Origin of the sequence: Arthrobacter rhombi, from assembly GCF_900163545.1 — a bacterium.
GTDB lineage: Bacteria > Actinomycetota > Actinomycetes > Actinomycetales > Micrococcaceae > Arthrobacter_H > Arthrobacter_H rhombi_A.
The window spans coordinates 144,257-167,782 of the sequence record NZ_FUHW01000038.1 but is presented as its reverse complement, the minus strand read 5'-3'; the positions used below and the strand labels follow the sequence as shown (position 1 = coordinate 167,782).

The window sequence follows — 23,526 nt, the reverse complement described above, 5'->3', positions numbered from 1 at the left end:
CCTCGGATGCCGCGGGACCAGCGGCGGCGGCAATTGCTGCAGGCCGCGCATCAGGTCTTTGTGGCCCATGGCTACCATGGCGCTGCCATGGACGAGATCGCCGACGTCGCGATGGTCAGTAAACCGGTGCTGTACCAGCATTTCCCGGGCAAACGCGAGCTCTACCTCGCGCTGCTCGACGAACATCTGGAGGCCCTCTCCCACCGGCTGCTCCTGGCCATCGCCTCCACCACCGATAATAAGCAGCGGGTCAGGGCCACCATCCGTGAGTTCTTCGGTTTCATCGCCGGTGACAGTCAGGCCCACCGCCTGGTCTTTGAATCGGATCTGATGAATGACGCGGCGGTGAGTTCCCGGCTGGAGGCCTTCAACGCGAATTTCGCCGATGCCATTGCCGGGGTGATCGCCGAGGACACCGGTCTCAGCCAGGCCCAAGCGGTGCTCTTGGGCCGGGCGATGTCAGGTATGGCCCAGGTCGCGGCCCGTTACTGGCTCGAGCTGGAGGGCGAGGTTGATCTCGACGAGGCCAGCGACCTGGTCTCGCGTTTAGCTTGGCGCGGAATTGCTCGGTTCCCGAAGGAATCCTGACGTAGATTTGACCCTGAAGCATAGGGGCGTCGCTCGAGGCGCCCACCCCGACTTAAGAGGAGCCACCATGGACGTGCGCATCGGAATCCAGAATGTTGCCCGCGAGGTTGTCATCGAATCTGCCGAGACCGCGGAACAGGTCAGTCAGACCGTCCGCGACGCCATCAGCGGCTCCACCGATCTGGTGCTCAGCGATTCCAAGGGCCGCCAGATCATCGTCCCGGCCGGTGTCATCGGCTATGTGGAGGTTGGCGCCGAGGAACAGCGCCGCGTCGGTTTCGCCGCCCAGGCCTAACGAAACACCCCGCAGAAAACTGCCGGCCCCGACACGCAGAAACCACGTGTCGGGGCCGGCAGTTTTTCTCTGGCCACCTCAGTCGGCGGGCATATGGCCGATTTCGGTGCAGAGGCAGACCCGGTTTCCGTCGGGGTCGGCATAGACCCTGAACGCAGGGTGCCGTGTCCCGTCTCCCTCACCGGCCACCGGGCGAAGATTTTCCCGCTCGAGTTCCAGGGTGCTCAGCGCAACGTGCCGGTCCAGGTGGATCCTGTTGTTCGCCGGCGTATCGGTCACTTGGAACCAGATATTCGGGTTGCGTCCTTCCGGATCGACGACATCGCCGTTATCCGCCAACTGATATCCCAGTGCACTGGTCCAGAATTCGGCGATCCGTGAGGGGTCCTCGGTATCGATGCCCAACTCCACGGTGGTGTGACGACGCGGTTCGGCGGTCCCCCCGGCCCGCGTCGCAACCCTGGACACTGCCTCGGCGAATTCCATGTCCTGACCGGTGACCTCACCTCCTGCCTCATGGGAGGAAACCGTCAAGAAGACGGTGTCATACCGCCAGTCCAGGTCTGGGTGGTGATTGAGGTCCTCGGCAATCGCCCCCACGCCGGCGATGAAGTCGATGGCCGACGCTGAGCTGGCGAAGGAGTAGGCCGTCACGAGGGCGCCCAAACGGTACCGCCAATCGGGCAGCCCGGTCAGGGCTTCATTGAGTCGGGTCCCCGTCAGCACGGTGTCTGCCGGTTCGGTGGATGGATCGGTCATGATCTCTCCTTTCGCTCCCTGGGCCCATGCTCGTGCCGTTGGCTCAGGCAGTCAACCCCAGGGCAGCCATCCGGCGCGAATGGTTTTCCACGAGTTCGGAAAACAGGACGCTCAGGGGTTCTTCCCCGTCCGGGGTGATCAGCGCATCGTTGAAAAGACCACTTTCGGCGATCCTGCGGGCCTGGGTGAGGGCCTCCCCCAGCAGGCGCCGGCCCCACAGCGCCAACCGGGAGGCCAGCCGAGGATCTTCCTGCAGGGCTTCTTGGAGGCGTTCGTGGAGCCATTTATTCTGCTCATCCAGTGCCTGTACCTCTTGGACGAGTCGACGGATATCGGGGTCCAAACCGCGGGAGATCGCGACATAGAAATCCCCCGAGACCGAGTCGATGACATGGGCCTTCATCAAGGATTCATACCAGTCCCCGGGGCGGGTGCGATCGTGCAGGGCATCGATGGAGGCCACAAAAGGTTCCATGGAATCCGCTGGCTCGGCCCCTCGGGCGGTGATGACTTCCACCACTCGCTCATAATGGCCGAACTCATGGACGGCCAGTCGGGCCAGTGCCACCCGGTCGATGATGGTCGGAGAGAACCGTGCATCGGAGGATAGTCGTTCGAATGCGGTCAGTTCCCGGTAGGCCATGAGCCCACACAGGGCCAGTTCGGCCCGGTTTCGGGTCGCATCGTCAAGGGTCGGCGGTGGCAGCTCGGTCATGCAGGCCAGCTTACCTCCGGCCCCGCTCCCTCCCCGGGTCGGGCGCACGTTTCCCCCACTGATGTGGTTAGGCTGAACCTGTGGTGCGCAAACTCATTGACCTGAAAACCGGTGCCCGCCAGACACGGCTTGCGGCGGCACTGGAGTCGTTGGTGTCCGCGATGGAGCTGCCCGGGCAGTATCCGCCCGAAGCACTGGCCGAGGCCCAAGCAGCGATCGATACCTTGGTTTTGCCCGAACACGACCTTACCGACATCGAATTTGTCACCATCGACCCGGCTGCTTCCACCGATTTGGACCAAGCAGTCCATCTCGCCCGCGAGGGGGACGGCTATGTGGTCAGCTATGCCATCGCCGATGTGCCGGCCTTCATCACAGAAGGCGGCGCCCTGGACACCGAGACCAGGCGCCGCGGGCAGACCCTATATTTGCCAGGCCACCGGGTGCCCCTGCATCCGGAGATCATCAGCGAGGATGCCGGCTCGCTGTTGCCGGGCCAACGCCGCGGCGCCTACGTCTGGACCTTCCGTCTTGACGCCAACGCGCTGGTGATCGACACCGACCTCACCCGCGCCACCGTGTGTAGCCGACAGAAGCTCGACTACGCCGGCGTCCAAGCCGACATCGACGACGGCAGCGCCTCCGAATCACTGGCCCTGCTGAAGGAGGTCGGGCTCAAACGGATCGAAGCCGAACGTGAACGCGGTGGCGCGAGCCTGCGCATTCCCGAGCAGGAAGTCGAGGTGGACGACGACGGGGTCCCCTTCCTCGCGACCCGGGCCGCCCTGCCCGTGGAGGACTGGAATGCACAGATCTCCTTGCTCACCGGGATGGAAGCGGCACGGATCATGCTCGAGGGCGGGATCGGAATTCTGCGGACCATGCCCGCCCCCGATGAGCACGGTTCCAGGGCCTTCCGGCGGGAGGCTGCCTCACTGGGTACCCCCTGGCAGCAGGGGGTACCCTACGGCGAGTTCCTGCGCTCCCTCGACGTCACCGAACCACGTCAGTTGGCCATCATGCATGCGGCCACCTCTTTATTCCGCGGTGCCGGCTACACGGCCTTCGATGGCGAACTGCCCGCTGAACGCAGCCAGGCGGCCATCGCGGCCCCCTATGCGCACACCACGGCGCCGTTGCGCCGGCTGGTGGATCGTTTCAGTCTCGTCGTCTGCGAGCATCTGGTCCGGGGCGTCGAGGTTCCCGAAGGGATCCGTCGGGCGCTCCCGCTGTTGCCGGAGCTGATGCAGTCCTCCAACCAGGTGGCGGGAACTGCCGAGCGGGCAGCCATCGATACCGTCGAGGCTGCCCTGCTCTCGGACCGGATCGGGGAGACCTTCGAAGCGATCACGCTTAATGGCACGTCCCCCGAACAAGCCGCCAAGGCCCACGAGAACGGTGACGCCCCTGGGGGGCGTCTGCAGATCCTCGACCCGGCGGTCAATGCCCGGTTCCTGGGCCGGGCCGAAGCCGGCGAGCGCGTTCAGGCCGAACTCGTCCAGGCCGATATCGAAAAGCACACGGTGTTGTTCACGATTCCCTGATCCCGCCATCGGCTCCCGTGAGGGGCCGCTCAGCCCAGGAGGAACTCCGCCCGCCCCTGCATGCTCGATGAGGCGTGGGCCATGGGTCGGCGGGGGATTCGTCCACCCCGGTGGGCCAGTCGACCGGCACGTACCGCATGCCTGAACGCCTCGGCCATCAACGCCGGCTCTTGCGCCCGGGTGACGGCGGTGGCCAACAGGACGGCGTCGCAACCCAGCTCCATGGCCAGGGCCGCGTCAGAGGCGGTACCGATGCCGGCGTCAAGCACGACGGGGACCGTCAACCGTGAGGCAATGTATTCGATGTTATGCGGGTTCAGGATCCCCTGCCCGGTGCCAATGGGCGCGCCCAACGGCATCACGGCCGTGCACCCCAGGTCCTCGAGCCGCTGGGCTGCCACCGGGTCGTCGTTGGTGTAGGCGAAGACCTTGAAACCGTCGGCGACCAGTTCCTCGGTAGCGCTGAGCAGTTCGGGAATATCGGGCAGCAATGATTCGTCGTCGGCGATGACCTCGAGTTTGACCCAGTCGGTATCCACCGCTTCGCGGCTCATTTTGGCGGTCAGGATTGCTTCACGTGCCGTATGGCATCCCGCCGTATTGGGCAGTAAGCGGATCCCCAGGCGGCTCAGCAACGCGAAAATGGATTCGCGGCCCGGGACCACCGCATGGCGGCGCATCGACACCGTGGTGAGTTCGGTTCCTGCGGCAATCAGTGCCGCTTCAAGGACGTCCTGGCCGGGGGCGCCGCCGGTGCCGGTAATCAATCGTGAGCTGAACCGGGTTCCGTCCACGACCAGGTCATCGGTGTGGGCTACTTCAGCCACCTTGCACCGCCGAGAGCAGCTCGATGCGATCGCCTGGCTGCAACGGGGTTCCGGCCCACGCCGAGCGAGGGACGACCTCGTCGTTGACCGCTGCCGCTAGACCAGGACTCGTCCCCTCAGCGGTGCGGCCATCGGCGCCCAGCGCCAGACCGGTCTCGCGCCGGATCAGCTCCAGCACGCTGAGTTCGGCATGGGCCTCGGCCTGTCCGTTGAGGATTAGTGGGGCCTTGGTGTCGTTCATGAGAATCTCCAGGGGTCGAAGGATGCCAGATGGGTCGGGTCAAGGATGGTCGGGGGAGAACGTGGCGCGGTGGCCTCGGGCGCCGGGGCGAGCAGCATGCTGACTGCCGCCGCAGCCGCCACACTGAGCAGGACACCATGGCGGTGGAATCCCGTGGCGGCGATCAATCCGGGGCCAATGCGTCCGAGCAACGGCAAGTGATCGGGAGTCGAGGGACGGGCGCGAGCCGTCAGTTCCACCAATTCGTAGTGGGCCAGGGCAGGCATGACACGCAGCGCATCACGCAGCAACCGGTGCACCCCCTCCACGCTGACTCCGGCCTGGTCATCTTCGCGTTCGGTGGCGCCCACGATGACTTCACCGTCGCGACGCGGCAGGATGTAGACCCGCTGTCCGGAGACCAGCGCACGCACCGTGGAACCTGCCGGACGGGGGGCCGTGGCGGTGGGCCGCAACCTGAGGACGTCGCCGAATACCGGGCGGACCGGAAGCCGCAGGATCGCTGGCAATCCGGTCAGGCCCTCCCCCGGCGCCCCGTGCTCGCCGATCCTTCCTGTTCCGGTGGCCACGATGACTTCATCGGCTTCGATTTCGGCCCGTTCTCCGTCGGCGCTGACGGTCTGCACCGTGGGCCCGCGCTCCCCCTGGACGACGGCGGTCGCCCGCTGGCGGTAAAAGGCCACCCCGGGTTCGGACTCGAGGGCGGCCACCAGGGCTTCGGCGGTGCGACGCGGGTCGGTCCTGGCATCCGCGGGGGCGTGGAAGGCGCCGGCCAACCGGGGGGCCAGCAGGGGCTCGATTTCGCGGGCCGCAGCAGTTCCCAGCTCCCCGATTCCCAGTCCGACGGCGTGTTGGGCTTCGGCCAGCGCCGAAAGGTCGGCACGGTCGGCCGCATCGGCGGCGACCACCAGCGTGCCGCAGGCCTCGAAGCCGGTGGACCGTCCGCTGGCTGCTTCCACAGCTTGGGCCCACTGTGGCCAGGCTGCGGCAGCAGGAACCGAGAGGTGGAGCAATTCGCGTTCCTGATAATGAAATTCGGTGACGGCGGCGAGCATTCCGGCCGCGGCGTGGGTGGCCCCCGTTGCGGGGGCCGGGTCGATCACGGTGACCTGGTATCCGCTGCGGGCCAGTTCCCAGCCAATCGACAAGCCGATGATCCCGGCACCGATGACGGCACAATGCATGCTTCGCTACCTTCCCTCCGCCGGCATGATCCGGATCAGGTCTCTCGGTCGGCGCTCGGAGCCGTTCTACGGCGGCAGCACCCTCTCAGCCCGTCTGCGGGCTCCCGTGGTTCGGCTCCAGCGTAACTCACACCACGCGCGGCCAGGTCCCGGGGCGGTGTTTATGTCGCGGCACGTTAGACTGAGGGGGTAGACAAGGATGCCCGGTCGTACCAGACGCATTTACTTGGCAGGAATTCCCAGCGAACCTGCACCTTTTGCGCGTTCATTCGCGCTGGTTAGCCCGCGATCGGCTCCGCTGGACGCGCCGCTGCTGCGGTGGACTCCGCTCTCCGTTTTCAGAGGACGTCGAGCACACCGAGCCCCGGCGCCTAAACGAATGAGATTTCATTGAAAACTGAGCAACAACTGACCGACGACACCGGAACCATCGAGCTTCCGGTCGACGGTCTCCTCGCCTCCGAGGATGCCCCGCACGAACTGCCCGAACAGACCTTCGCCGATTTCGGTGTCCGGGAGGACATCGTTGAGTCCCTGGCCGATGCCGGCATCATCCACCCCTTCCCGATTCAGGCGATGACCTTGCCGGTCGCCCTGGCCGGCCACGACATCATCGGACAGGCTAAAACCGGTACCGGCAAAACTTTCGGTTTCGGTATTCCTGCCCTGCAACGCGTCATCGGCCGGGATGATCCCGACTATGACAAGCTGCCCAGCCCCGGCGCCCCGCAGGCTCTCATCGTGGCCCCGACCCGTGAACTGGCCAACCAGGTCTCCGCCGACATCCAGAAGGCAGCGACCAAGCGCAACGCACGCATCGCCACGATCTACGGCGGCCGGGCCTACGAGCCGCAGATCGAACAGCTGACGGCCGGTGTCGAACTGGTGGTCGGCACCCCGGGGCGTCTGATCGACCTGCATAAGCAGAAGCACCTGAACCTCAAGAACATCCGCATCGTGGTCCTGGATGAAGCCGACGAGATGCTCGACCTGGGTTTCCTGCCCGACGTCGAGACCCTGCTCGCCGCGATTCCTGCCGTGCACCAGACCATGCTGTTCTCGGCCACCATGCCCGGCGCCGTCGTGTCGATGGCTCGCCGCTACATGTCCCGCCCCACGCATATCCGTGCCGCGGACCCCGAGGACGACGGCATCACGAAGAAGGACATCCGCCAGGTCGTCTATCGAGCCCACCAGCTGGATAAGGACGAAGTGGTCGCCCGCGTCCTGCAGGCCGAAGGTCGCGGACGCACCATCATCTTCACCAAGACCAAGCGCTCGGCAGCCAAACTGTCCGAGGAACTGATCGACCGCGGATTCGCCGCCGGTGCGATCCACGGGGATCTCGGTCAGGGTGCCCGTGAGCAGGCACTGCGGGCCTTCCGCAACCACAAGGTCGACGTGTTGGTCGCCACCGAGGTGGCCGCCCGCGGCATCGATGTGGAGGACGTCACCCACGTGATCAACCTACAGTGCCCCGAGGACGAGAAGACCTACCTTCACCGGATCGGTCGCACCGGTCGTGCCGGGAAAAAGGGTACGGCGATCACGTTCGTTGACTGGTCCGATGTCCCCCGCTGGGGCCTGATCAACAAGGCGCTGGGACTGGATCAGGCAGAACCGGTGGAGACCTATTCCTCCTCACCCCATCTCTACACCGATCTGGATATCCCGGCCGGGACCAAGGGTCGGCTGCCGCGCAACCAACGCAAGCTCCAGGGCCTGTCGGGCGAGAAGCTCGAGGATCTCGGCGAAACCGGCAAGCGTCCGGCCGAACGTGAGAAGGGCCGTGGATCAGGGTCCCGTTCGGGGCGCGATGCAGGTCGCGGACGCGGTCGCGACTCGGAATCAGGCGGAGATGGTGCCGGCCGTCGTGGTCGCGGCCACGGCCGATCCGATCGCCCCAACCGCGAGGCAACCGGCGAGGCGAACCGCCAGCCCGCCGAGACCGGTCCCACCAGCGACGAGGCAGCTCGTCCGGCACGTCGTCGCCGCTCGCGGACGCGCCGGCACCACGGCGAGGTCGTCAACCGCAACGAGTCCGAGTAGCACCTGTGGGTGCAACCATGCCGGCATCCGGTGGGGAGCCCGGCCACCCGGCCGGGGTCCCCACCCGGGTGGGGTCCGCGAACAGCTGGTCCCCCGATGGGCCCGACCTCGTCGTCCAGGCCGATAACGCCGATTTCCTGCCCACCTTGCCCGATGGTTCGTTCACTCTCGTCTACATCGACCCGCCGTTCAACACCGGTCGCCAGCAATCGCGGCAGGCGACGACGATGGTCCGCAATATCGACGGTTCAGGTGACCGGGTAGGTTTCAAGGGCGCCAGCTACTCGACCATCCGCGGAACCCTGCACAGCTACGATGATGCCTTCGATGACTACTGGGCTTTCCTGGAGCCGCGCCTCCTGGAGGCGTGGAGGCTGCTAGCTGACGACGGCACGTTATACCTCCACCTGGATTTCCGGGAGGTCCACTACGCCAAAGTGATGCTGGACGCGATCTTCGGCCGGGAGTGCTTCCTCAACGAGATCATCTGGTCCTATGACTACGGTGCCCGGTCCAAGAGCCGGTGGCCGGCTAAACACGACAACATCCTGGTGTATGTCAAGAACCCGTCCACCTACCACTTCGATTCCGTCGAAGTCGACCGGGAACCCTATATGGCCCCCGGGCTGGTCACCGCCGAGAAGGCGGCCCGTGGCAAGCTACCCACCGATGTCTGGTGGCATACCATCGTCTCGCCCACCGGCAAGGAGAAGACCGGCTATCCCACGCAGAAACCGCTAGGGATCCTGCGTCGAATCATCGCCGCCAGCAGCCGTCCGGGAGACTGGGTGTTGGACTTCTTCGCCGGTTCAGGCACTACCGGCGCTGCCGCAACCCAGTTGGATCGGCGGTTCGTCTGCGTGGACGCGAATCCAGCAGCCATCGAGACCATGCGTGAGCGCCTTCCGGAGCATACTGTTTTCCAACACAGGTGACCGTCCAGCCGGCACGGCAGCCGGTGGGCAGGGGACAACGTCGTCGTTCTCTTCCCACCGGCACTCCTCCTTGACGACAAGACGGCCGTTGCACCCCTACCGAACCGGTGGTGCAACGGCCGTCTGCTCCGTCACCTGGCAGGGTGCCGGAGCGGTCGGTCCACGCGGACGATTAGACCATCGTGCGCTCGTCCCGACGCGCCTGGCGCCATTCACGCAGGAAGGCCCGGGTGATGACGAAAAGTGTTCCGGCAACGATCACCGGCCAGATGAGCACATATGCGGTCAAGATCATCGGTTCCATATTGTCTCCTCCTACAGGATCAGGAATGCGTTTCTGCGGTGTCGGGCCGGGCTGCTGTCGCGCGATCCGAGGGGTCGAAATCGCCCACCTTGTCCTTGATGGTCTCGAAGTCGAATTCCATCGAGGACCGGGCTGACATCACATAGCACAGCACCGTGGAGACCGCGTAGGCGACGAGGGAGCCGCTGAGGACCGCGTAGTCATGCAGGTGCCCGAAGGCGAAGGGCGCAACGGCCAGGGTCGCGATGACGCCACCGATCCGTGCCACCCGGCCACCGAAGAAGCCGAAGAGCATCAGCCCGAGCACCACACCGACCCCGACGATCGACAAGACGTCGACCGTGTAACCCCAGAGCCCGTCGACGGGGATCCAGGAGAAACGTACGGGGATGAAGATCGCCAGGGCGACGATCACCGACGTCACGAAGGCCATATTAGTGACCTTCTTCCAGTAGAAGCTGGAAATCACGGGGAAGACCAGGCAACCCCACAGGGCCCCGACGAAGACCAGGAGGTCCAGGATGTTCAGCGCCCCACTGGCGAAGTAGAGCCCGGCACCGGTGGCGACGACCATGGAGATACGGCCGACCAGGAGCATGGTCTTCGGGTTGACTTCACCCTTTTTGGCCACGTTCTGCCCGTAGATATCGGCCATCATGATCGAGGACAGGGCGCTGAGATCGGAGTCGGCCGTCGAGGACAACGCCCCGATGATCATCACCAGGAACAGGCACAACAACACCGGTCCAAGGTAGGTGGCTGCCATTTCGGGGATCAGGTTGTTCAGGTCCCCGCCGGTGGGCGTGATGCCCAGGTACAGGGCCATGACGCCGAGCATGCCGACGCCGATGATGGTGGCCCCATAGCCAACGGTAGCGGTGACGAACGTCTTTTTGATCAGATCCTCACGGACGGCGAAGAGCCGCTGCGCAATGGTCTGGTTGCCGATGGCGTAGGCCAGCACCGCCGCGATGTACGGCGCGCCCTGGTTCATGAAGGCCTCTGAGGAGAAGAAGTTCGCCTGCTGGGGGGTCACGTTCGAGACCCCCTCGACGAACATGTTCGTCCCGCCCGCGGCGAAGAACACCACCGGGATGATGACCACGACGGCGCCGAGCATGGCCAGCACCTGCGCGAAGTCGGTCAACACGGAGGCACGGAAACCCGACCACAGCGAGTACAGCAGGGTGCCGGCCGCGACGGTGAGGATCCCCTGCTGGAAGCTGAAGGGCGACAGCAGGCCGATCAGTGCGCCGCCGGCGATGAAGTTACTGGTCAGGCTAATCAGGCTGCCCACCACGTTGGAGCCGGCGAGCATGAGCTGGCTGCCGCGGCCGTGCCGGGCGTGCATGACTTCGGCCAGGGTGTGCGCCCGGGGGGCCACGGAGCGGATGCGTTTGCCGAAGGGGTAGATGAACAGGATCATCAAGGCGCCCCAGAGCCCGTAGTGGATGGGGCCGGAGATGCCGTAGGTGTAGCCGGAGGTTGCCGAGGCGTACATCGACGAGGCCCAGATCCACGTTGCCGTCATGCTCGCCGCGGAGATGCCGAAGCCGATGTTGTTGCCCGCGGTCATGTAGCCGTCCGCGTTTTCCTTCTTCTTACCAATCCCGAGGGTCATCAGGAATGTCCCACCGTAAAAAAACACCAACAGGCCGATGACTAACCATCCGCTCAACTGCTGGAGCTCTACACCGTTCGGTGCCATGCTGCTCCTCTTCTCGCGGGTCGGCCAACCGGATGCCTCCCCTTGTCGCAGCGCGCCGGCCCGGGAATTCGGGCGCTATTGCCAGGCCACCGTGAGGCGGGCATTGTCCGGTGCGGACGCATTCAAGGCGCGCATTCCACCCGGACTCAACCGGACCTGCAGGGCCGCTGTTGACGCGGCGCGTGCGGCTACCCGGCTTTCGGGTCATGGCCACTCAAACGGTGGAGGTTCTTGTTCTACCTCCGGTGGAACCAGGGGTCGATCAGGCAATCGGATGAATGCTCGACAAGTTGCCTCAAGCAACCCCCTACGTCGGCGACACTATCAGATGACGGAGGATCTTCCCGGCAGGCGGAAATCTAAGTTACTGGCAGGTTATATTTTGGGTACTCCCACGGCAGCAGTTCCAGTCCCGGCCTCGAGGATGCGGCGAAGCATCTCCACGCTCGTGGAGTTCTCGCCGAGCCGGTTGGGTTTTCCTGTGCCGTGGTAGTCACTGGAGCCGGTCACGATCAGATCATGCCGGCTGGCTAAAGACTGGAGGAACCTGCGGCCGCTGGCCGAATTATCTCGATGGTCGATTTCCAGCCCGAGCAGGCCGGCCTCGATCATGTCATCGAAGACCTCCGGCTCAACCACCCGGCCACGCAGCTCCGCCATGGGGTGGGCGAAGACCGGAACTCCACCGGCGGCCCGCACCAGTTCCACGGCGCTCACGGGGTCCACCGCATAATGGCCCACGTAATAGCGTGACTGCGATGTCAGGACCGTGGCGAAGGCTTCACTGCGACTGGACACCACTCCGGCAGCCACCAGCGCATCGGCAATATGCGGCCTGCCCAACGTCGCTCCGGGAGCTGACTGTTGGCCCACCAAATCCCAGGTGATCGGGTAATCCTCGGAGATCAGTTCAACCATCTTCCGCGCCCGGTGGACCCGCGCGTCGCGGGCCTTGTCGATTTCCGCGAGCAGGGCCTGCTGTGTGGGGTCATGCAGGTAGGACAACAGGTGCACGCTCACCCCGCGAGCCGTCTTGCAGGAGATCTCCATTCCCGGAACCAGCCCCACACCGGTTTCGAGGGCTGCGGTGGCGGCTTCGGCCCATCCGGAGGTCTGGTCATGGTCGGTCAGCGCCACGACGTCCAGGCCGGCGGCGGCCGCAGCGGCCATCAACTGTGACGGGGATTCGGTCCCGTCCGAGACGTTCGAGTGCGCATGCAGGTCGATCAGCATTCCCCCAGCCTACCGGCGCCTTGGTGTATCGCCCCGGCTTTGAGAACATGGGACGGTGATGACTCAAGCGAACAACACCCCCGGCAGCGATCAACCCCTCGAGGAACGCGTGAACAACCGTTCACAGCGCCCGTCCTCGCAGGCCTTCAAGGACTTCATGGGTTCCCAATGGGCCCCTTCCACCGAAGCCACCTCTCCCGGCCCCGACGCCGTTGCACCCTACGCTGCAGCCCGCCGCCGCGCCCTTTCAGCTAAATTCCCCGGCGAACGCCTCGTCATCCCGGCCGGACCGTTGAAGGTCCGTTCCAACGACACCGACTACCGTTTCCGCCCGCACTCCGGCTTCGCCCACCTCACCGGTCTGGGCGTCGACCACGAACCCGATGCCGTCCTGCTTTTGGAACCCACCGAGGAGGGTGCCGGGGACGACGGCGGAAACCACCTGGCGACCCTCTATTTCCGTCCCATGGCCGGTCGGGATAGCGAGGAATTCTACTCGGATGCCCGCTCCGGTGAATTCTGGATCGGCACCCGTCCGACCCTGGATGTCTTGAAGGCCCGACTGGAGATTCCCACCGCCCATATTGATGTCGAGCTGGAGGAAGCCATCACCGCAGGTGCTGGCGCCACGGAAATCGGTGGCATGCGGATCCGCCTGCTGCGCGATGTGGATCTGAACTGCGACGCCCTGGTGGACACCTCCCGGATCAACACCGGGGTCGATCTGGAAGCTTCGGACCGCCTCGACGGGGAACTTTCCGAAGCCCTCTCCGAACTGCGTCTGGTCAAGGACGACTGGGAAATCGAGCAGATGCGCTCCGCCGTGGAAGCCACCGTCAACGGGTTCCACGATGTCGTCGGCGAACTTCCGCGCGCCATCGAGCATAAGCGTGGCGAGCGGGTCGTCGAGGGCGCCTTCTTCGCCCGGGCCCGGGAGGAAGGCAACGACCTGGGCTACGACACCATTGCCGCCTCCGGCAACAACGCCACGGTCCTGCACTGGATCCGCAACTCCGGACAGGTCAATACCGGGGATCTGCTGCTGCTCGACGCCGGGGTCGAGGCCGATTCGCTCTACACCGCGGATATCACCCGGACCCTGCCGGTCAACGGCAAGTACTCAGACGTGCAGCGCCGCATCTATCAGGCAGTCCTTGACGCCGCCGACGCCGCCTTCGAGGTGGCCCGCCCCGGCCGCAAATTCCGTGAGCTGCATGAGGCCGCCCTGAAGGTCCTGGCAGAAAACCTGGACGCCTGGGGTCTGCTGCCGGTGTCGCTGGAGGAGGCCCTGTCCCCCGAAGGCCAGCACCACCGCCGGTGGATGCCGCACGGCACCAGCCACCACCTCGGCTTGGATGTGCACGACTGTGCCCAGGCCAAACGTGACCTGTACCTGGATGCGGTATTGGAGCCCGGCATGGTCTTCACCATCGAGCCCGGCCTGTACTTCAAGTCCGAGGACCTGGCCGTGCCGGCCGAATACCGGGGCATCGGTGTGCGTCTCGAGGACGACGTCCTGGTGACCGCCGATGGTTGCGAGAACCTCAGTGCCGCCTTGCCGCGCACCGCCGAGGAGATCGAATCCTGGATGGCCGGCATCTACGCGGCGAACACCAAGTAGTCGCCCCAGCCGAAAAGAAAAGGCTGGTTCCTCCCCTCGGGGAGGAACCAGCCTTCTTTGATGTGTGGCTGCCTCTCGGCCGGCGCGGACCGATGCACTGGCCAGAGCCGCGGGCGGTCGCCTACGGCAGGGGGTCCGTCCCGCCGGTCCGCTCTTCGCCCTCCCCAGGGCGGGTGCCTTCGGCAGGCTGCTGGTCGGCCTGCGCGGTCGACTCTGCCTCCGGAGTCGGTTCGTGCTCCGGGGTGACCCGGACACCGTATTGCGGGCGCCCGTCCGGGAGATCTGAGTATGACGCCGACGATGGGCGCGTCGGCGCGTCGGCGCCGGGCGCCTTCCCGGTCTCCGGCGTCCCGTGTCCCTCGTCGTGACGGGGTTCCCCGGCCGTGGGCTCTGGTGCCGCCCCCGCTGAGGTGGAGGGTGCTTCATGTCCGGGGCTCCCGGCAGCACCATGCTGGCGTGGGGGTGCCCACGCGGGAGTGACCTGTTGGGCCTCGACCCGGCTCATCGGAAGTTTCGCGGCCAGTTGGCGGGCCGCCGCGGCATGCTCGAACGCGACGACGACGTCGTAGCTGGTGGCCATCACCTGGCTGGAGGAGGAGAAATCGCGCTTGCCCTTGCGGAACGAATAGCTGACCACTCCGACGATCATCCAGATGGCCATTCCTAGTCCAACCGAGGACAGGATCTGGGTCAGTCCGCCTTCGGGGCCAAAAATACTCAGAATCAGGCCCACGAAGATCCCGAACATGGCACCTTGTGCAGCCCCTGCCAGGGCCACCTTCGGGTAGCTCAGTTTCGCGGTGACCCGTTCGACGGTCATCAAGTCGTTGCCGATAATGCTCACCCCGGCAACGGGGAAGTCGTGGTCGGCCAGGTAATCGACGACCTTCTGGGCATCCAGATAGGAATCGTAACGGCCCAGAATCTCCCCGCGGGGAGGTCCCAGTTGGGCGGAGGCGTTCCGGTTGGCGCCGGTTTGTGGACTCATGGTTCCATTCTGCCCCCTCCACGGTCGTTGGTGGGGTGTTATCGCTCCCGGTGAACCGGTGCGTCGCATCCTGGCCGCTCCCTGACGTACGGGTGGTCCAGCCGGTAACCTAGCAGGGTGAGCAGCTCATCAAATAAGGTATTCATTGCCCGCTTGCTCGGCCTCGATGTCTTCGACCCGCTGGGTGACCGTCTGGGCCGGCTGCGTGATGTCGTGGTGCTCGATCGCGGTCCCCGCAAACAGGTCTTGAGCGTCGGTCTCGTCGTGGAAGTTCCGGGCAAGAAGCGTGTGTTCGTGCCGATGACGCGTGTGCAGGCCATGGAGTCCCAACAGATCATCTGTTCGGGACTGGTCAACCTGCGCCGCTTCCAGCAACGCGGCGCCGAAACGCTGGTGGTCGCCGAACTTTTCGACCGGGTGGTCTCCTTCACCGACGGCTCGGGTACCGCCGTGGTGGAGGATATCGGGCTGCAGCAGCTGCGCAATGGCGATTGGGGCCTGTCCGACTACTATGTTCGCCGCGGTTCGGATCCGGCCAGCGGGTTCCGTGCCCTGCGCCGACTCTCCCGCGGTCACCGCCTGCTGGTGTCCTGGAACGAGATCCTGCACGGCAACCGGGACGACCCCCAGGCTGCTACCCAGTTCGTCGCGGCCCATGAGGAACTCAAACCGGCGGACTTCGCCGAGGCCCTGCATGAGATGAGCACGAAGCGCCGACTTGAAGTGGCCGTCGAACTACAGGACGACCGGTTGGCCGATGTCCTCCAGGAACTTCCCGATGAGGAGCAGGTGCAGATCCTTTCCTCCCTCGATATGGAACGGGCCGCCGTCGTGCTGGAGGAAATGGACCCCGATGATGCCGCCGACCTCCTCCATGAGTTGGAGGAGGTCCAGCAAGAGGCGTTGCTGCAGCTGATGGAACCCGAAGAGGCCGACGATGTGCGCCGCCTGCTGGAATACGAGGAGAACACCGCTGGGTCGATGATGACCCCGGTGCCGATCGTGTTGCCCCCCGAAGCCACCGTCGCCGAAGCCCTGGCCAATGTCCGGCGGGAAGAGATCAGCCAGGCGCTCGCCTCGAGCGTGTATGTCTGCCGCCCGCCCCTGGAAACCCCGACGGGCAAATACTTGGGTATGGTCCATATCCAGGCGCTCTTGCGCTATCCACCGCCGGAGCCGGTGGGAAACATCCTGGACAACGATCTGGAACCGGTCCTGGATACCACCGATGTCAGCGAAGTCTCCCGGATGTTGGCCGCCTACAACCTGACCTCGATGCCGGTGGTCAACAGGGAAGGCCGGCTGGTCGGGGCGGTCACCGTCGACGACGTGCTGGACCATATCCTGCCCGAGGACTGGCGCACCCATGATGAGAAGATCCAGCCGAAGGGAGTCAGCAGCCATGGCTGAACAACTCAAGAACAGTTCGGGACTGGACACTCCTCTCGGCGCCCGGGCCAGGCTCTGGCCCCGGGTCTCCCCGAACCCCGATGCTTTCGGCAAGGCCACCGAGGGTTTTGCCCGCTTCATGGGCACCCCGGCGTTCCTGGTCTACATGTCGATCTTCTGCATCGTCTGGTTGGCCTGGAACACGTGGGGCCCGGATTCCTTGCGCTTCGACTCCGCGGCCCTGGGCTTCACCGCGCTGACGCTGATGCTCTCCCTCCAGGCTTCCTATGCTGCCCCGCTGCTGCTGTTGGCCCAGAACCGTCAGGACGACCGGGATAAGGTCTCGCTGACGGAGGACCGCAACCGGGCCGAACGCAACCTCTACGACACCGAGTACCTCACCCGTGAGCTGGCAGCGCTGCGGATCGCCTTGCGGGATGTGGCCACCCGCGACTACGTGCGCAGCGAATTGCGTTCCGCGCTTGAAGAGCTTGTGGAATCCAACGAGGGTGAAGACATCCGCCTTCGGGGCAAGGCCCCCAAGCGCAAGGAAAAGGTCTCCGAGGCAACCACCACGTTGCCGCGCGTGCGGGGACCGCGTCCCGAGCGCACGTCCACCGACGAGGTCGAGAGCGACAGAGAAGGGAACATCGAGTAGTTTGACCCAACCCAGCACCACAGGTCCACAAGAGGCAGCAGTCCTCGAGGCTCTTGCCGGGGTCCAGGACCCCGAACTTCGTCGTCCGATCACCGAGCTTGGCATGGTCGACTCCGTACGGGTCGACGAGGCAGGCGCCGCCCACGTGCGCGTCCTGTTGACCATCTCCGGCTGCCCCCTGCGCCAGACGATCATGGAAGACACGGCGGAGGCGGTCCGATCGGTGCCGGGGATCACCGAAGCACAGGTCGAATTGGGGGTCATGTCCCCCGAGCAGCGCGGCGCCTTGAAGAGCGGTTTGAAACGTCACACCATCCCGTTTAGTGAACCCGGGTCCTTGACCCGGGTCATCGCGGTGGCCAGCGGCAAGGGCGGGGTCGGCAAATCGAGTCTGACCGTGAACCTCGCCTGCTCGATGGCGGCCGCCGGGCTACGGGTGGGGATCATCGATGCCGATGTCCATGGTTTTTCGGTGCCGGGGCTCATGGGTATTACCCAGCCGCCGACCCGGATGGACGAGATGATCCTGCCACCGGTGGCGCACGGGGTGAAGGTCATCTCCATCGGCATGTTCATCGAGGGCAATCAGCCGGTCATCTGGCGTGGCCCCATGCTCCACCGAGCCCTGGAACAGTTCCTCACCGACGTGCACTTCGGCGATCTGGACGTGTTGCTCCTGGACCTGCCTCCGGGCACCGGAGACGTAGCGATTTCGGTCGGCCAACTGCTGCCCGGTTCTTCGATCCTGGTGACCACCACGCCCCAGGCTTCGGCGGCTTCGATCGCCGAACGGGCCGGCGCCCTGGCCAGCCAAACCGGTCAGCAGGTCATCGGCGTCGTGGAAAACATGTCATGGTTCGAACTGCCCGATGGAACCCGGGCTTACCCTTTCGGCTCCGGCGGCGGCAAACTGTTGGCCGAACGGCTCGCCGGATCGCTGGAAACGGAAGTTCCCTTGCTGGGCGAGGTACCGCTGGATCAGAGTCTGCGCGAGTCCGCCGATGCGGGGACACCCATCGTCGTGGCCGATCCGGATTCCGCTGCGGCCCGCGAGATGACGGCCATTGCCCGGAAGCTGGCGCATCGCCCCCGGGGGCTTTCGGGTTTGAAACTGGATGTCACTCCGCGCGAGGGGTAAGTGGCACAACGGATGCGGGCGGCTGCTATGCCCCCGGCCGTCGCGGCGGCAGCTGCCGTGAGCTCAGGTCGCCTCGAGGTCGAAGGGGGCCGGTTCGTTGGTTGGGAGGTCTTCTCCGCCGGTCCGTTCGGGACCGGAAGCTGCCAGAGCCTTGTGGGGCCGGGCAGCGGGTAGGGGTTCGCGGGCGGCAGCCACGACGTCATCTGCGTCGTCGAGCAAGGCATCCTTGATGATCTTGCGGGGATCGTACTGCCGGGGATCGAGTTTGCGCCAGTCAATATCGGCGATCTCATCACCGACTTCTTCCCGGAGCTGCTCTTTGGCGCCGGTGGCCATCTTGCGCACTTCCTTGACCAGGCGCGCCAGCTGTTGCGCATAAACCGGGAGTTTGTCGGGGCCCAGCACGAAGACCGCCAACACCACGAGAATGAGGAACTCGCCACCGTTAATTCCGAACACGTCTAGAGATTACCCGGTCGAAGCCGCTGTCCCGAACTCCACGGCCCCGTCTGCTGGTGTTGCGGCGCAACGTTGACGTTCACGAACGACATCAGTAATCGGTATCCAGGACCAGAAGCCGCGACATTCCGCGACCTAACCGGGTCAGCATTCTCTCGGTCCCCTCGGCATGCGGGGCCAGGCGGGCATGTTCGGTGGCTACGATCCGATGCTTCACCGCGTCGATGCTTGGCCCATCCATGGAGGATCGCAGCGCATAGGTGGCATTCTGCATATCCATTTCCATCCCGCCATCAACGGTGACCACCGAGACGGTTTCACCGTCGATGCTCTGCAGGTGGGATGTTGCCGAACCCGCGGCGTGGGTGCTGGTCCGCTTCGGCGCGGCGGCTGGCTGGAACAGCGATGATTTCAACAGTTCGGTATTTCGGTTCCGCGACTCGGTCAGGACCACTTCACCCTGAGTGCCGGAGAACTCGAGCGTCACATGATCGATCATCCCGGTCCGGCTGCCGCTGGCCTTCACCAGTTCCAGGCCCGCGGGTGCCATATTCGGACAATTCCAGCCCGCAGCCCGCAACGCACCGAGGTCTGACCGGCTCAATTCAGTTTCTGTCCCCGACCACGAGGCAGCTATCGGTCCGTGGCTGTCGGTCGCGTTCTGGACGGCCCCACCGAGCACCCAGGCGGCACACACCACAGCGGTCAGCATGGCGGCCACAGCAGTCGCCGCCAATGCCGGGGCGAGGGCGCGCAGCCGCGAGCCGTGTCCGTCGGCGTCGTGAGAGGCCTCGGCGAATCCCGTCGGGCCCCCCGCTGCCCACGGGCTCTCTCGCAACCGCCCCATCAGCGCTGCGTCGGGCATGGTTTCCTCGGCCGCTGTATTGAGCGACTGCAGCCGACGTTTGAGTCGGCGGCGATCCTCCAGCTGCAGCCGGCAGTCGGCACAGAGCCCAACGTGTTGCTCCAACGCCGCCCGCTGGCGTTCGTTGAGCTCCCCGTCGAGATATCCGTCGATGCGTTTGGCGTGTCGGTGCATCGTCAGCTGGCCTCGGATACCGCGGGCCCCACCTTGGGTCGGTTCTGGGTTGCGGCAGGTGTGGGGGCACGGTGAGCCAGCTTGACGCGCAGTTGCGACCGGCCACGGTGGATTCGTGAACGGACAGTGCCCAGTTTGATGCCCAAGGTTTCGGCTACCTCTTCATAGGAGAGCCCCTCCAGATCGCACAGCACGACGGCGGCACGGAATTCGGGGGCCAGCTCATCGAGGGCCAGGTGAATGTCGACATCCAGGTTGTTGAACTCGAAGGTCCGCTCCGGGCCGGGGTCCCGACCCGGAAGCCGGGTTTCGGCGTCTTCGGCGAGGGCGTCGAAACGGATGCGGTTCCGGCGACGGGCCTGATCGAGGAAGAGGTTGGTGGTGATCCGGTGAAGCCATCCGTCGATCGTCCCGGGGGTGAAGTTGTGCAGCGAGCGGAAGACACGCACGAACGTCTCTTGGGTGAGATCCTCGGCATCGAACCGGTTGCCCGTCAGGCGGTAAGCCAGCCGGAAGACCTTAGCGGAGTGGTTCTGGACTATTTCGTCCCACGACGGCACTTCCAACTCCTGCTCGGCACGCGAGGCTAAGGCTCCGTCTTCTATGCTTCGTTTGACAATCACGGTGTCAATTCTTCCCGATGATCCTGTGAGCAGGCTGAACAAGCTCTGAGCATATGCCACCACAACATGGATCCGGTGGCGGCGCTAAGATGGTCCGGGGCCGTCCGGTCCCCGCCGCGCAACCACGAACCGAGGAACATCGCACCCCATGAGCTCCGACAAGCACAGTAGCTGGTCCTATACCGAAGCACTGCCCGTCGAGGACGACGTGATCACCCGTGCCCGGGAACGCGCCTACGAACTGGGGGTGGATCCCGTGGGTCCCGGCATCGCCTCTTTGTTGCAGGTCCTGGCTGCCAACTCGAAGGCCCGCACGGTCGTCGAGGTTGGAGCCGGTGCCGGCGTTTCGGGCCTCAGCCTGCTGCGTGGGCTCTCCCCGCAGGCGGTGTTCACCACGATCGACATCGACGTCGACCATCTCAATGCGGCACGCCAAGCTTATTTGGATGCAGGTATCCCGGCCAACCGGACCCGCACCATCGGAGGGCGGGCCCGCGATGTACTCCCCCGGCTGACCGATGGCGCCTACGATATGGTGTTCATCGATGCCGATAAGCAGAATCTTGTGGAGTACGCCGAGCATGGGGTCCGCCTATTGCGTACGGGCGGGATGCTGATCATCAACGACGCGCTCGACGGTGACCGTGTCCCGCAGCCGGCCGTGCGCGACCGCAGCACCGTCGCAGCGCGGAACGTTGGGCGGATGCTCCGCGATAACGAGCATCTGGTGGTCAGCACCGTCCCCACCGGTAGCGGACTGCTTTTGGCCGTGCGCACCAGCTAAACGGGAACCATGGAACCGGGCAGGGGCCCCGGGGCGACAAAAAGGTCCTAGGGCGGCAAAAAGGCAGGAACACGGCGCATGCCGTTCCTGCCTTTCTGGTGGAAGTATCGTGCGGGAACTACTCAGTGACACCGACGAGACAGGCCTTCAGTTCGGCAGCCTCCTCGGCATTGAGTTCCACTACCAGGCGTCCTCCGCCGTCAATCGGAACCCGCATGATGAGGCTACGACCCTCCTTGGTAACCTCCATGGGGCCATCCCCGGTACGCGGTTTCATCGCAGCCATTAATGCTGACTTCCTTCCTGCATGTCACGGTCCCACCGGGCCCGCGGATCGTCTCTGACGAGGACGGCAAACACCACCCCGTTCTTGTTCAACCTGCATTTCATATTATTCAGGAGATTGTCCCGTGGCGCTAATCACAGGTCCCTGCCGTGTCGCATCGAGTTCTTCCTGGAGTCGACCGATTTCCTCGGAGAGCACTCCGATCACCTCGTCGACCTGGTCGCACCGGTAACCGCGCAGCCCCACCCCCAACCGCATGCGGGCGATATCCTGCGGCCCGGGGCGATCGGGAAGCAGGACCGGTGGAAGGGATGGGACCGGTTCGGTCAGCCCCAGGATCCCGTCGGTCCGTGCCGGTTCCGACCCCGCCAATCCACGCCGGGTGCCCACCGTGAAGAAGATCGTCGCTCCGATGAGGAGGACACCGACGAACACCAGAAGATATTGCATCTCTAGGCCTTGCCTACCGGCGGGTGTCCGCCGCCAACGACCCGTCGAACCGCGTCTTCCACGTCGTCTGTCAGGTGGATGAGGTCCAGGTCGGAGGCCCCGATGGCCCCTTCCTCGGCGACGGTGTCGCGCAGCCAGTCGACCAGCGGGCCCCAGTAGGCGGTGCCGACCAGCACGATCGGGAAGCTGGTCACCTTTTGTGTCTGGACCAGGGTCAGTGCTTCGAAGAGTTCGTCCAGGGTCCCGAATCCACCGGGAAGCACGACGAACCCCTGCGAGTATTTGACGAACATGGTCTTGCGAACGAAGAAGTACCTGAAGTTCACCCCCAGATCGACCCATTCATTCATCCCGGTCTCGAACGGCAATTCGATCCCGAGGCCGACGGACACAGCCCCGGCTTCACAGGCCCCCTTATTGGCGGCCTCCATGGCCCCGGGGCCTCCCCCGGTGATCACGGCGTAACCCGCCTCTCCCAGCAGGCGTCCCGCGTCCACACCTTGCTGGTATCGCTCCGAGTCCCGCGGTGTGCGCGCCGAGCCGAAGACACTGATCGCCGGGCCGAGTTGGGCCAAGGTGCCGAAACCTTCGACGAACTCACTCTGGATGCGCAAAACGCGCCAGGGATCGGTATGGGTGAAGTCCTCCCCCGACGGCTTGGATTCAAGCAGCATCCGGTCGGATTGGTCGACGTTGGCCTGGTCTCGCCGCAAGACCACTGCCCCTTTTCGACGAGCGATTTCCCGCAGTGCATTGATCGTCTGACGTGGGTTTGAAGAGTCTGGCATGGGTCCAGCCTATCGTCGTCGATACGTGATGGCAGGCGAGTGCCGGTGAGTTTTGTAAAGATTCGGTCACCAAGGTGGCGACTACCCATGGTGTGCTGCGTTACATCGGCTACTGTCATGGCATGAGCAATTCATCCCGCACTGGCACCGAGGCCGCCTCCAGCTCCCCGGTCGTCAGGCTCGACCAGGTCAATAAGCACTATGGCGCCCTCCATGTCCTGCAGGACATCGATCTCGAAGTCGCGCGCGGCGAGGTCGTGGTCGTCCTGGGCCCCTCCGGTTCCGGCAAGTCAACGCTCTGCCGAACCATCAACCGACTCGAGACCATTGACGACGGCGCCATCTTCATCGACGGCAAGAAGCTTCCCGAAGAGGGAAGGACCCTGGCCCAGCTCCGCGCCGACGTCGGCATGGTCTTTCAGTCCTTCAACCTCTTCGCCCATAAATCCATTCTAGAAAACGTCACCCTGGGCCCGATCAAGGTCAGGGGCATGAAGAAATCCGAAGCCGTCACCCGGGCCATGGAACTTCTCGAACGCGTGGGGGTGGCCAACCAGAAGGACAAGCTACCGGCACAGCTCTCGGGCGGACAGCAGCAGCGTGTGGCGATTGCCCGGGCATTGGCCATGCGTCCGAAGGTCATGCTCTTTGATGAGCCGACGTCGGCGCTGGACCCGGAAATGATCCAGGAGGTGCTCGACACGATGGTCGGCCTTGCTAAAGAGGGCATGACCATGATCGTGGTGACCCACGAGATGGGCTTCGCCCGCAAGGCGGCCGATCGGGTGGTCTTCATGGCCGATGGACAGATCGTGGAACAAGCCACCCCCACGGAATTCTTTACCAACCCGCAAAGCGACCGGGCGAAGGATTTCCTCGGAAAGCTCATTACCAACAACTAGCCCGGCCCCGAGGGGGACC

At 64.7% G+C, this 23,526-nt stretch carries 26 protein-coding genes; 11 read left to right on the top strand and 15 right to left on the bottom strand.

Features of this window, described 5'->3' with window-relative positions:
• Positions 1–6: 6 nt before the first annotated feature.
• Together FM101_RS11290 and FM101_RS11285 are read left to right on the top strand one after the other, a co-directional pair.
• Positions 7–588: a TetR/AcrR family transcriptional regulator gene (locus tag FM101_RS11290; protein WP_086999645.1), complete on the top strand. Its 582-nt coding sequence runs from the start codon at positions 7–9 to the stop codon at positions 586–588.
• Between the two features lie 67 nt (positions 589–655).
• Positions 656–883, top strand: a complete 228-nt coding sequence (locus FM101_RS11285) for a DUF3107 domain-containing protein (RefSeq protein WP_086999643.1) — start codon at positions 656–658, stop codon at positions 881–883.
• 78 nt (positions 884–961) lie between these two features.
• On the opposite strand, the gene FM101_RS11280 is transcribed toward FM101_RS11285, so the two are convergent.
• Together FM101_RS11280 and FM101_RS11275 are read right to left on the bottom strand one after the other, a co-directional pair.
• Positions 962–1,642: a 4a-hydroxytetrahydrobiopterin dehydratase gene (locus tag FM101_RS11280; RefSeq protein WP_086999641.1), complete on the bottom strand. Its 681-nt coding sequence runs from the start codon at positions 1,640–1,642 to the stop codon at positions 962–964.
• A gap of 43 nt (positions 1,643–1,685) precedes the next feature.
• A complete protein-coding gene (locus tag FM101_RS11275; RefSeq protein WP_086999640.1) occupies positions 1,686–2,357 on the bottom strand; it encodes a ferritin-like fold-containing protein in 672 nt (223 codons plus the stop codon).
• An 80-nt stretch (positions 2,358–2,437) separates the two neighbouring features.
• Here FM101_RS11275 and FM101_RS11270 point away from each other — a divergent pair, with 80 nt between their 5' ends.
• Positions 2,438–3,901 (top strand): RNB domain-containing ribonuclease, encoded by a 1,464-nt coding sequence (locus FM101_RS11270; RefSeq protein WP_245806687.1) that lies wholly within the window; start codon positions 2,438–2,440, stop codon positions 3,899–3,901.
• Positions 3,902–3,930: 29 nt separating this feature from the next.
• Here FM101_RS11270 and FM101_RS11265 read toward each other — a convergent pair whose 3' ends face one another.
• From FM101_RS11265 to thiO, 3 genes are read right to left on the bottom strand one after another with little or no spacing between them, the layout of a single operon-like run.
• On the bottom strand, positions 3,931–4,728 hold the full coding sequence (locus tag FM101_RS11265) for a thiazole synthase (RefSeq protein WP_086999638.1): 798 nt from the start codon (positions 4,726–4,728) through the stop codon (positions 3,931–3,933).
• Positions 4,721–4,969: a sulfur carrier protein ThiS gene (gene thiS / locus FM101_RS11260; RefSeq protein ID WP_086999636.1), complete on the bottom strand. Its 249-nt coding sequence runs from the start codon at positions 4,967–4,969 to the stop codon at positions 4,721–4,723. Before thiS ends, FM101_RS11265 begins: the two co-directional genes overlap by 8 nt.
• The gene (gene thiO, locus FM101_RS11255; RefSeq protein ID WP_086999634.1) at positions 4,966–6,153 is read right to left on the bottom strand and encodes a glycine oxidase ThiO; all 1,188 of its coding nucleotides are present in this window, start codon (positions 6,151–6,153) and stop codon (positions 4,966–4,968) included. The genes thiS and thiO overlap by 4 nt, the downstream gene beginning before the upstream one ends.
• 390 nt (positions 6,154–6,543) lie before the next feature.
• On the opposite strand from thiO, the gene FM101_RS11250 reads away from it, so the two are divergent.
• Together FM101_RS11250 and FM101_RS11245 are read left to right on the top strand one after the other, a co-directional pair.
• On the top strand, positions 6,544–8,202 hold the full coding sequence (locus tag FM101_RS11250) for a DEAD/DEAH box helicase (protein ID WP_241895427.1): 1,659 nt from the start codon (positions 6,544–6,546) through the stop codon (positions 8,200–8,202).
• A gap of 17 nt (positions 8,203–8,219) precedes the next feature.
• Positions 8,220–9,137 carry a DNA-methyltransferase gene (locus FM101_RS11245; protein ID WP_086999631.1) on the top strand — a complete coding sequence of 306 codons (918 nt, stop codon included), beginning with the start codon at positions 8,220–8,222 and terminating at the stop codon, positions 9,135–9,137.
• Between the two features lie 172 nt (positions 9,138–9,309).
• Here FM101_RS11245 and FM101_RS15880 read toward each other — a convergent pair whose 3' ends face one another.
• From FM101_RS15880 to FM101_RS11235, 3 genes are all read right to left on the bottom strand, one after another.
• The gene (locus tag FM101_RS15880) at positions 9,310–9,432 is read right to left on the bottom strand and encodes a putative transporter small subunit (RefSeq protein ID WP_241895426.1); all 123 of its coding nucleotides are present in this window, start codon (positions 9,430–9,432) and stop codon (positions 9,310–9,312) included.
• Between the two features lie 28 nt (positions 9,433–9,460).
• Positions 9,461–11,149, bottom strand: a complete 1,689-nt coding sequence (locus FM101_RS11240; RefSeq protein ID WP_086999628.1) for a sodium:solute symporter family protein — start codon at positions 11,147–11,149, stop codon at positions 9,461–9,463.
• Between the two features lie 375 nt (positions 11,150–11,524).
• A complete protein-coding gene (locus tag FM101_RS11235; protein ID WP_086999626.1) occupies positions 11,525–12,382 on the bottom strand; it encodes a PHP domain-containing protein in 858 nt (285 codons plus the stop codon).
• Between the two features lie 58 nt (positions 12,383–12,440).
• Between FM101_RS11235 and FM101_RS11230 the strand changes: the two genes are divergently transcribed.
• Complete coding sequence (locus FM101_RS11230) at positions 12,441–14,003, top strand: aminopeptidase P family protein (protein WP_086999624.1); 1,563 nt, start codon at positions 12,441–12,443, stop codon at positions 14,001–14,003.
• Between the two features lie 121 nt (positions 14,004–14,124).
• Here the strand turns inward: FM101_RS11230 and FM101_RS11225 are convergent, their stop codons facing one another.
• Positions 14,125–14,991 carry a general stress protein gene (locus FM101_RS11225; RefSeq protein WP_086999622.1) on the bottom strand — a complete coding sequence of 289 codons (867 nt, stop codon included), beginning with the start codon at positions 14,989–14,991 and terminating at the stop codon, positions 14,125–14,127.
• Between the two features lie 117 nt (positions 14,992–15,108).
• On the opposite strand from FM101_RS11225, the gene FM101_RS11220 reads away from it, so the two are divergent.
• Genes FM101_RS11220 through FM101_RS11210 form a run of 3 tightly spaced genes read left to right on the top strand, consistent with a single transcriptional unit; the run spans position 15,109 to position 18,176 of the window.
• Complete coding sequence (locus FM101_RS11220; RefSeq protein WP_086999620.1) at positions 15,109–16,401, top strand: magnesium transporter MgtE N-terminal domain-containing protein; 1,293 nt, start codon at positions 15,109–15,111, stop codon at positions 16,399–16,401.
• Complete coding sequence (locus FM101_RS11215) at positions 16,394–17,038, top strand: DUF1003 domain-containing protein (protein WP_086999618.1); 645 nt, start codon at positions 16,394–16,396, stop codon at positions 17,036–17,038. The genes FM101_RS11220 and FM101_RS11215 overlap by 8 nt, the downstream gene beginning before the upstream one ends.
• A gap of 1 nt (position 17,039) precedes the next feature.
• On the top strand, positions 17,040–18,176 hold the full coding sequence (locus FM101_RS11210; RefSeq protein ID WP_241895425.1) for an Mrp/NBP35 family ATP-binding protein: 1,137 nt from the start codon (positions 17,040–17,042) through the stop codon (positions 18,174–18,176).
• 63 nt (positions 18,177–18,239) lie between these two features.
• On the opposite strand, the gene FM101_RS11205 is transcribed toward FM101_RS11210, so the two are convergent.
• The 3 genes from FM101_RS11205 to sigE form a co-directional block, all read right to left on the bottom strand.
• The gene (locus FM101_RS11205; RefSeq protein WP_086999617.1) at positions 18,240–18,635 is read right to left on the bottom strand and encodes a sec-independent translocase; all 396 of its coding nucleotides are present in this window, start codon (positions 18,633–18,635) and stop codon (positions 18,240–18,242) included.
• Positions 18,636–18,726: 91 nt separating this feature from the next.
• Positions 18,727–19,674 (bottom strand): anti-sigma factor family protein, encoded by a 948-nt coding sequence (locus FM101_RS11200; protein ID WP_086999615.1) that lies wholly within the window; start codon positions 19,672–19,674, stop codon positions 18,727–18,729.
• Between the two features lie 2 nt (positions 19,675–19,676).
• On the bottom strand, positions 19,677–20,279 hold the full coding sequence (gene sigE, locus FM101_RS11195; RefSeq protein WP_241895444.1) for an RNA polymerase sigma factor SigE: 603 nt from the start codon (positions 20,277–20,279) through the stop codon (positions 19,677–19,679).
• A gap of 166 nt (positions 20,280–20,445) precedes the next feature.
• On the opposite strand from sigE, the gene FM101_RS11190 reads away from it, so the two are divergent.
• Positions 20,446–21,081 (top strand): O-methyltransferase, encoded by a 636-nt coding sequence (locus tag FM101_RS11190; RefSeq protein WP_086999613.1) that lies wholly within the window; start codon positions 20,446–20,448, stop codon positions 21,079–21,081.
• Between the two features lie 118 nt (positions 21,082–21,199).
• On the opposite strand, the gene FM101_RS11185 is transcribed toward FM101_RS11190, so the two are convergent.
• From FM101_RS11185 to FM101_RS11175, 3 genes are all read right to left on the bottom strand, one after another.
• Positions 21,200–21,367: a DUF3117 domain-containing protein gene (locus FM101_RS11185; protein WP_086999611.1), complete on the bottom strand. Its 168-nt coding sequence runs from the start codon at positions 21,365–21,367 to the stop codon at positions 21,200–21,202.
• A 105-nt stretch (positions 21,368–21,472) separates the two neighbouring features.
• A complete protein-coding gene (locus FM101_RS11180) occupies positions 21,473–21,817 on the bottom strand; it encodes a hypothetical protein (protein ID WP_086999609.1) in 345 nt (114 codons plus the stop codon).
• A 2-nt stretch (positions 21,818–21,819) separates the two neighbouring features.
• Positions 21,820–22,605: a TIGR00730 family Rossman fold protein gene (locus FM101_RS11175; RefSeq protein ID WP_086999607.1), complete on the bottom strand. Its 786-nt coding sequence runs from the start codon at positions 22,603–22,605 to the stop codon at positions 21,820–21,822.
• 122 nt (positions 22,606–22,727) lie between these two features.
• Here FM101_RS11175 and FM101_RS11170 point away from each other — a divergent pair, with 122 nt between their 5' ends.
• Positions 22,728–23,507, top strand: coding sequence for an amino acid ABC transporter ATP-binding protein (locus FM101_RS11170; protein ID WP_086999605.1), 780 nt, complete (start codon positions 22,728–22,730; stop codon positions 23,505–23,507).
• Positions 23,508–23,526 lie beyond the last annotated feature (19 nt).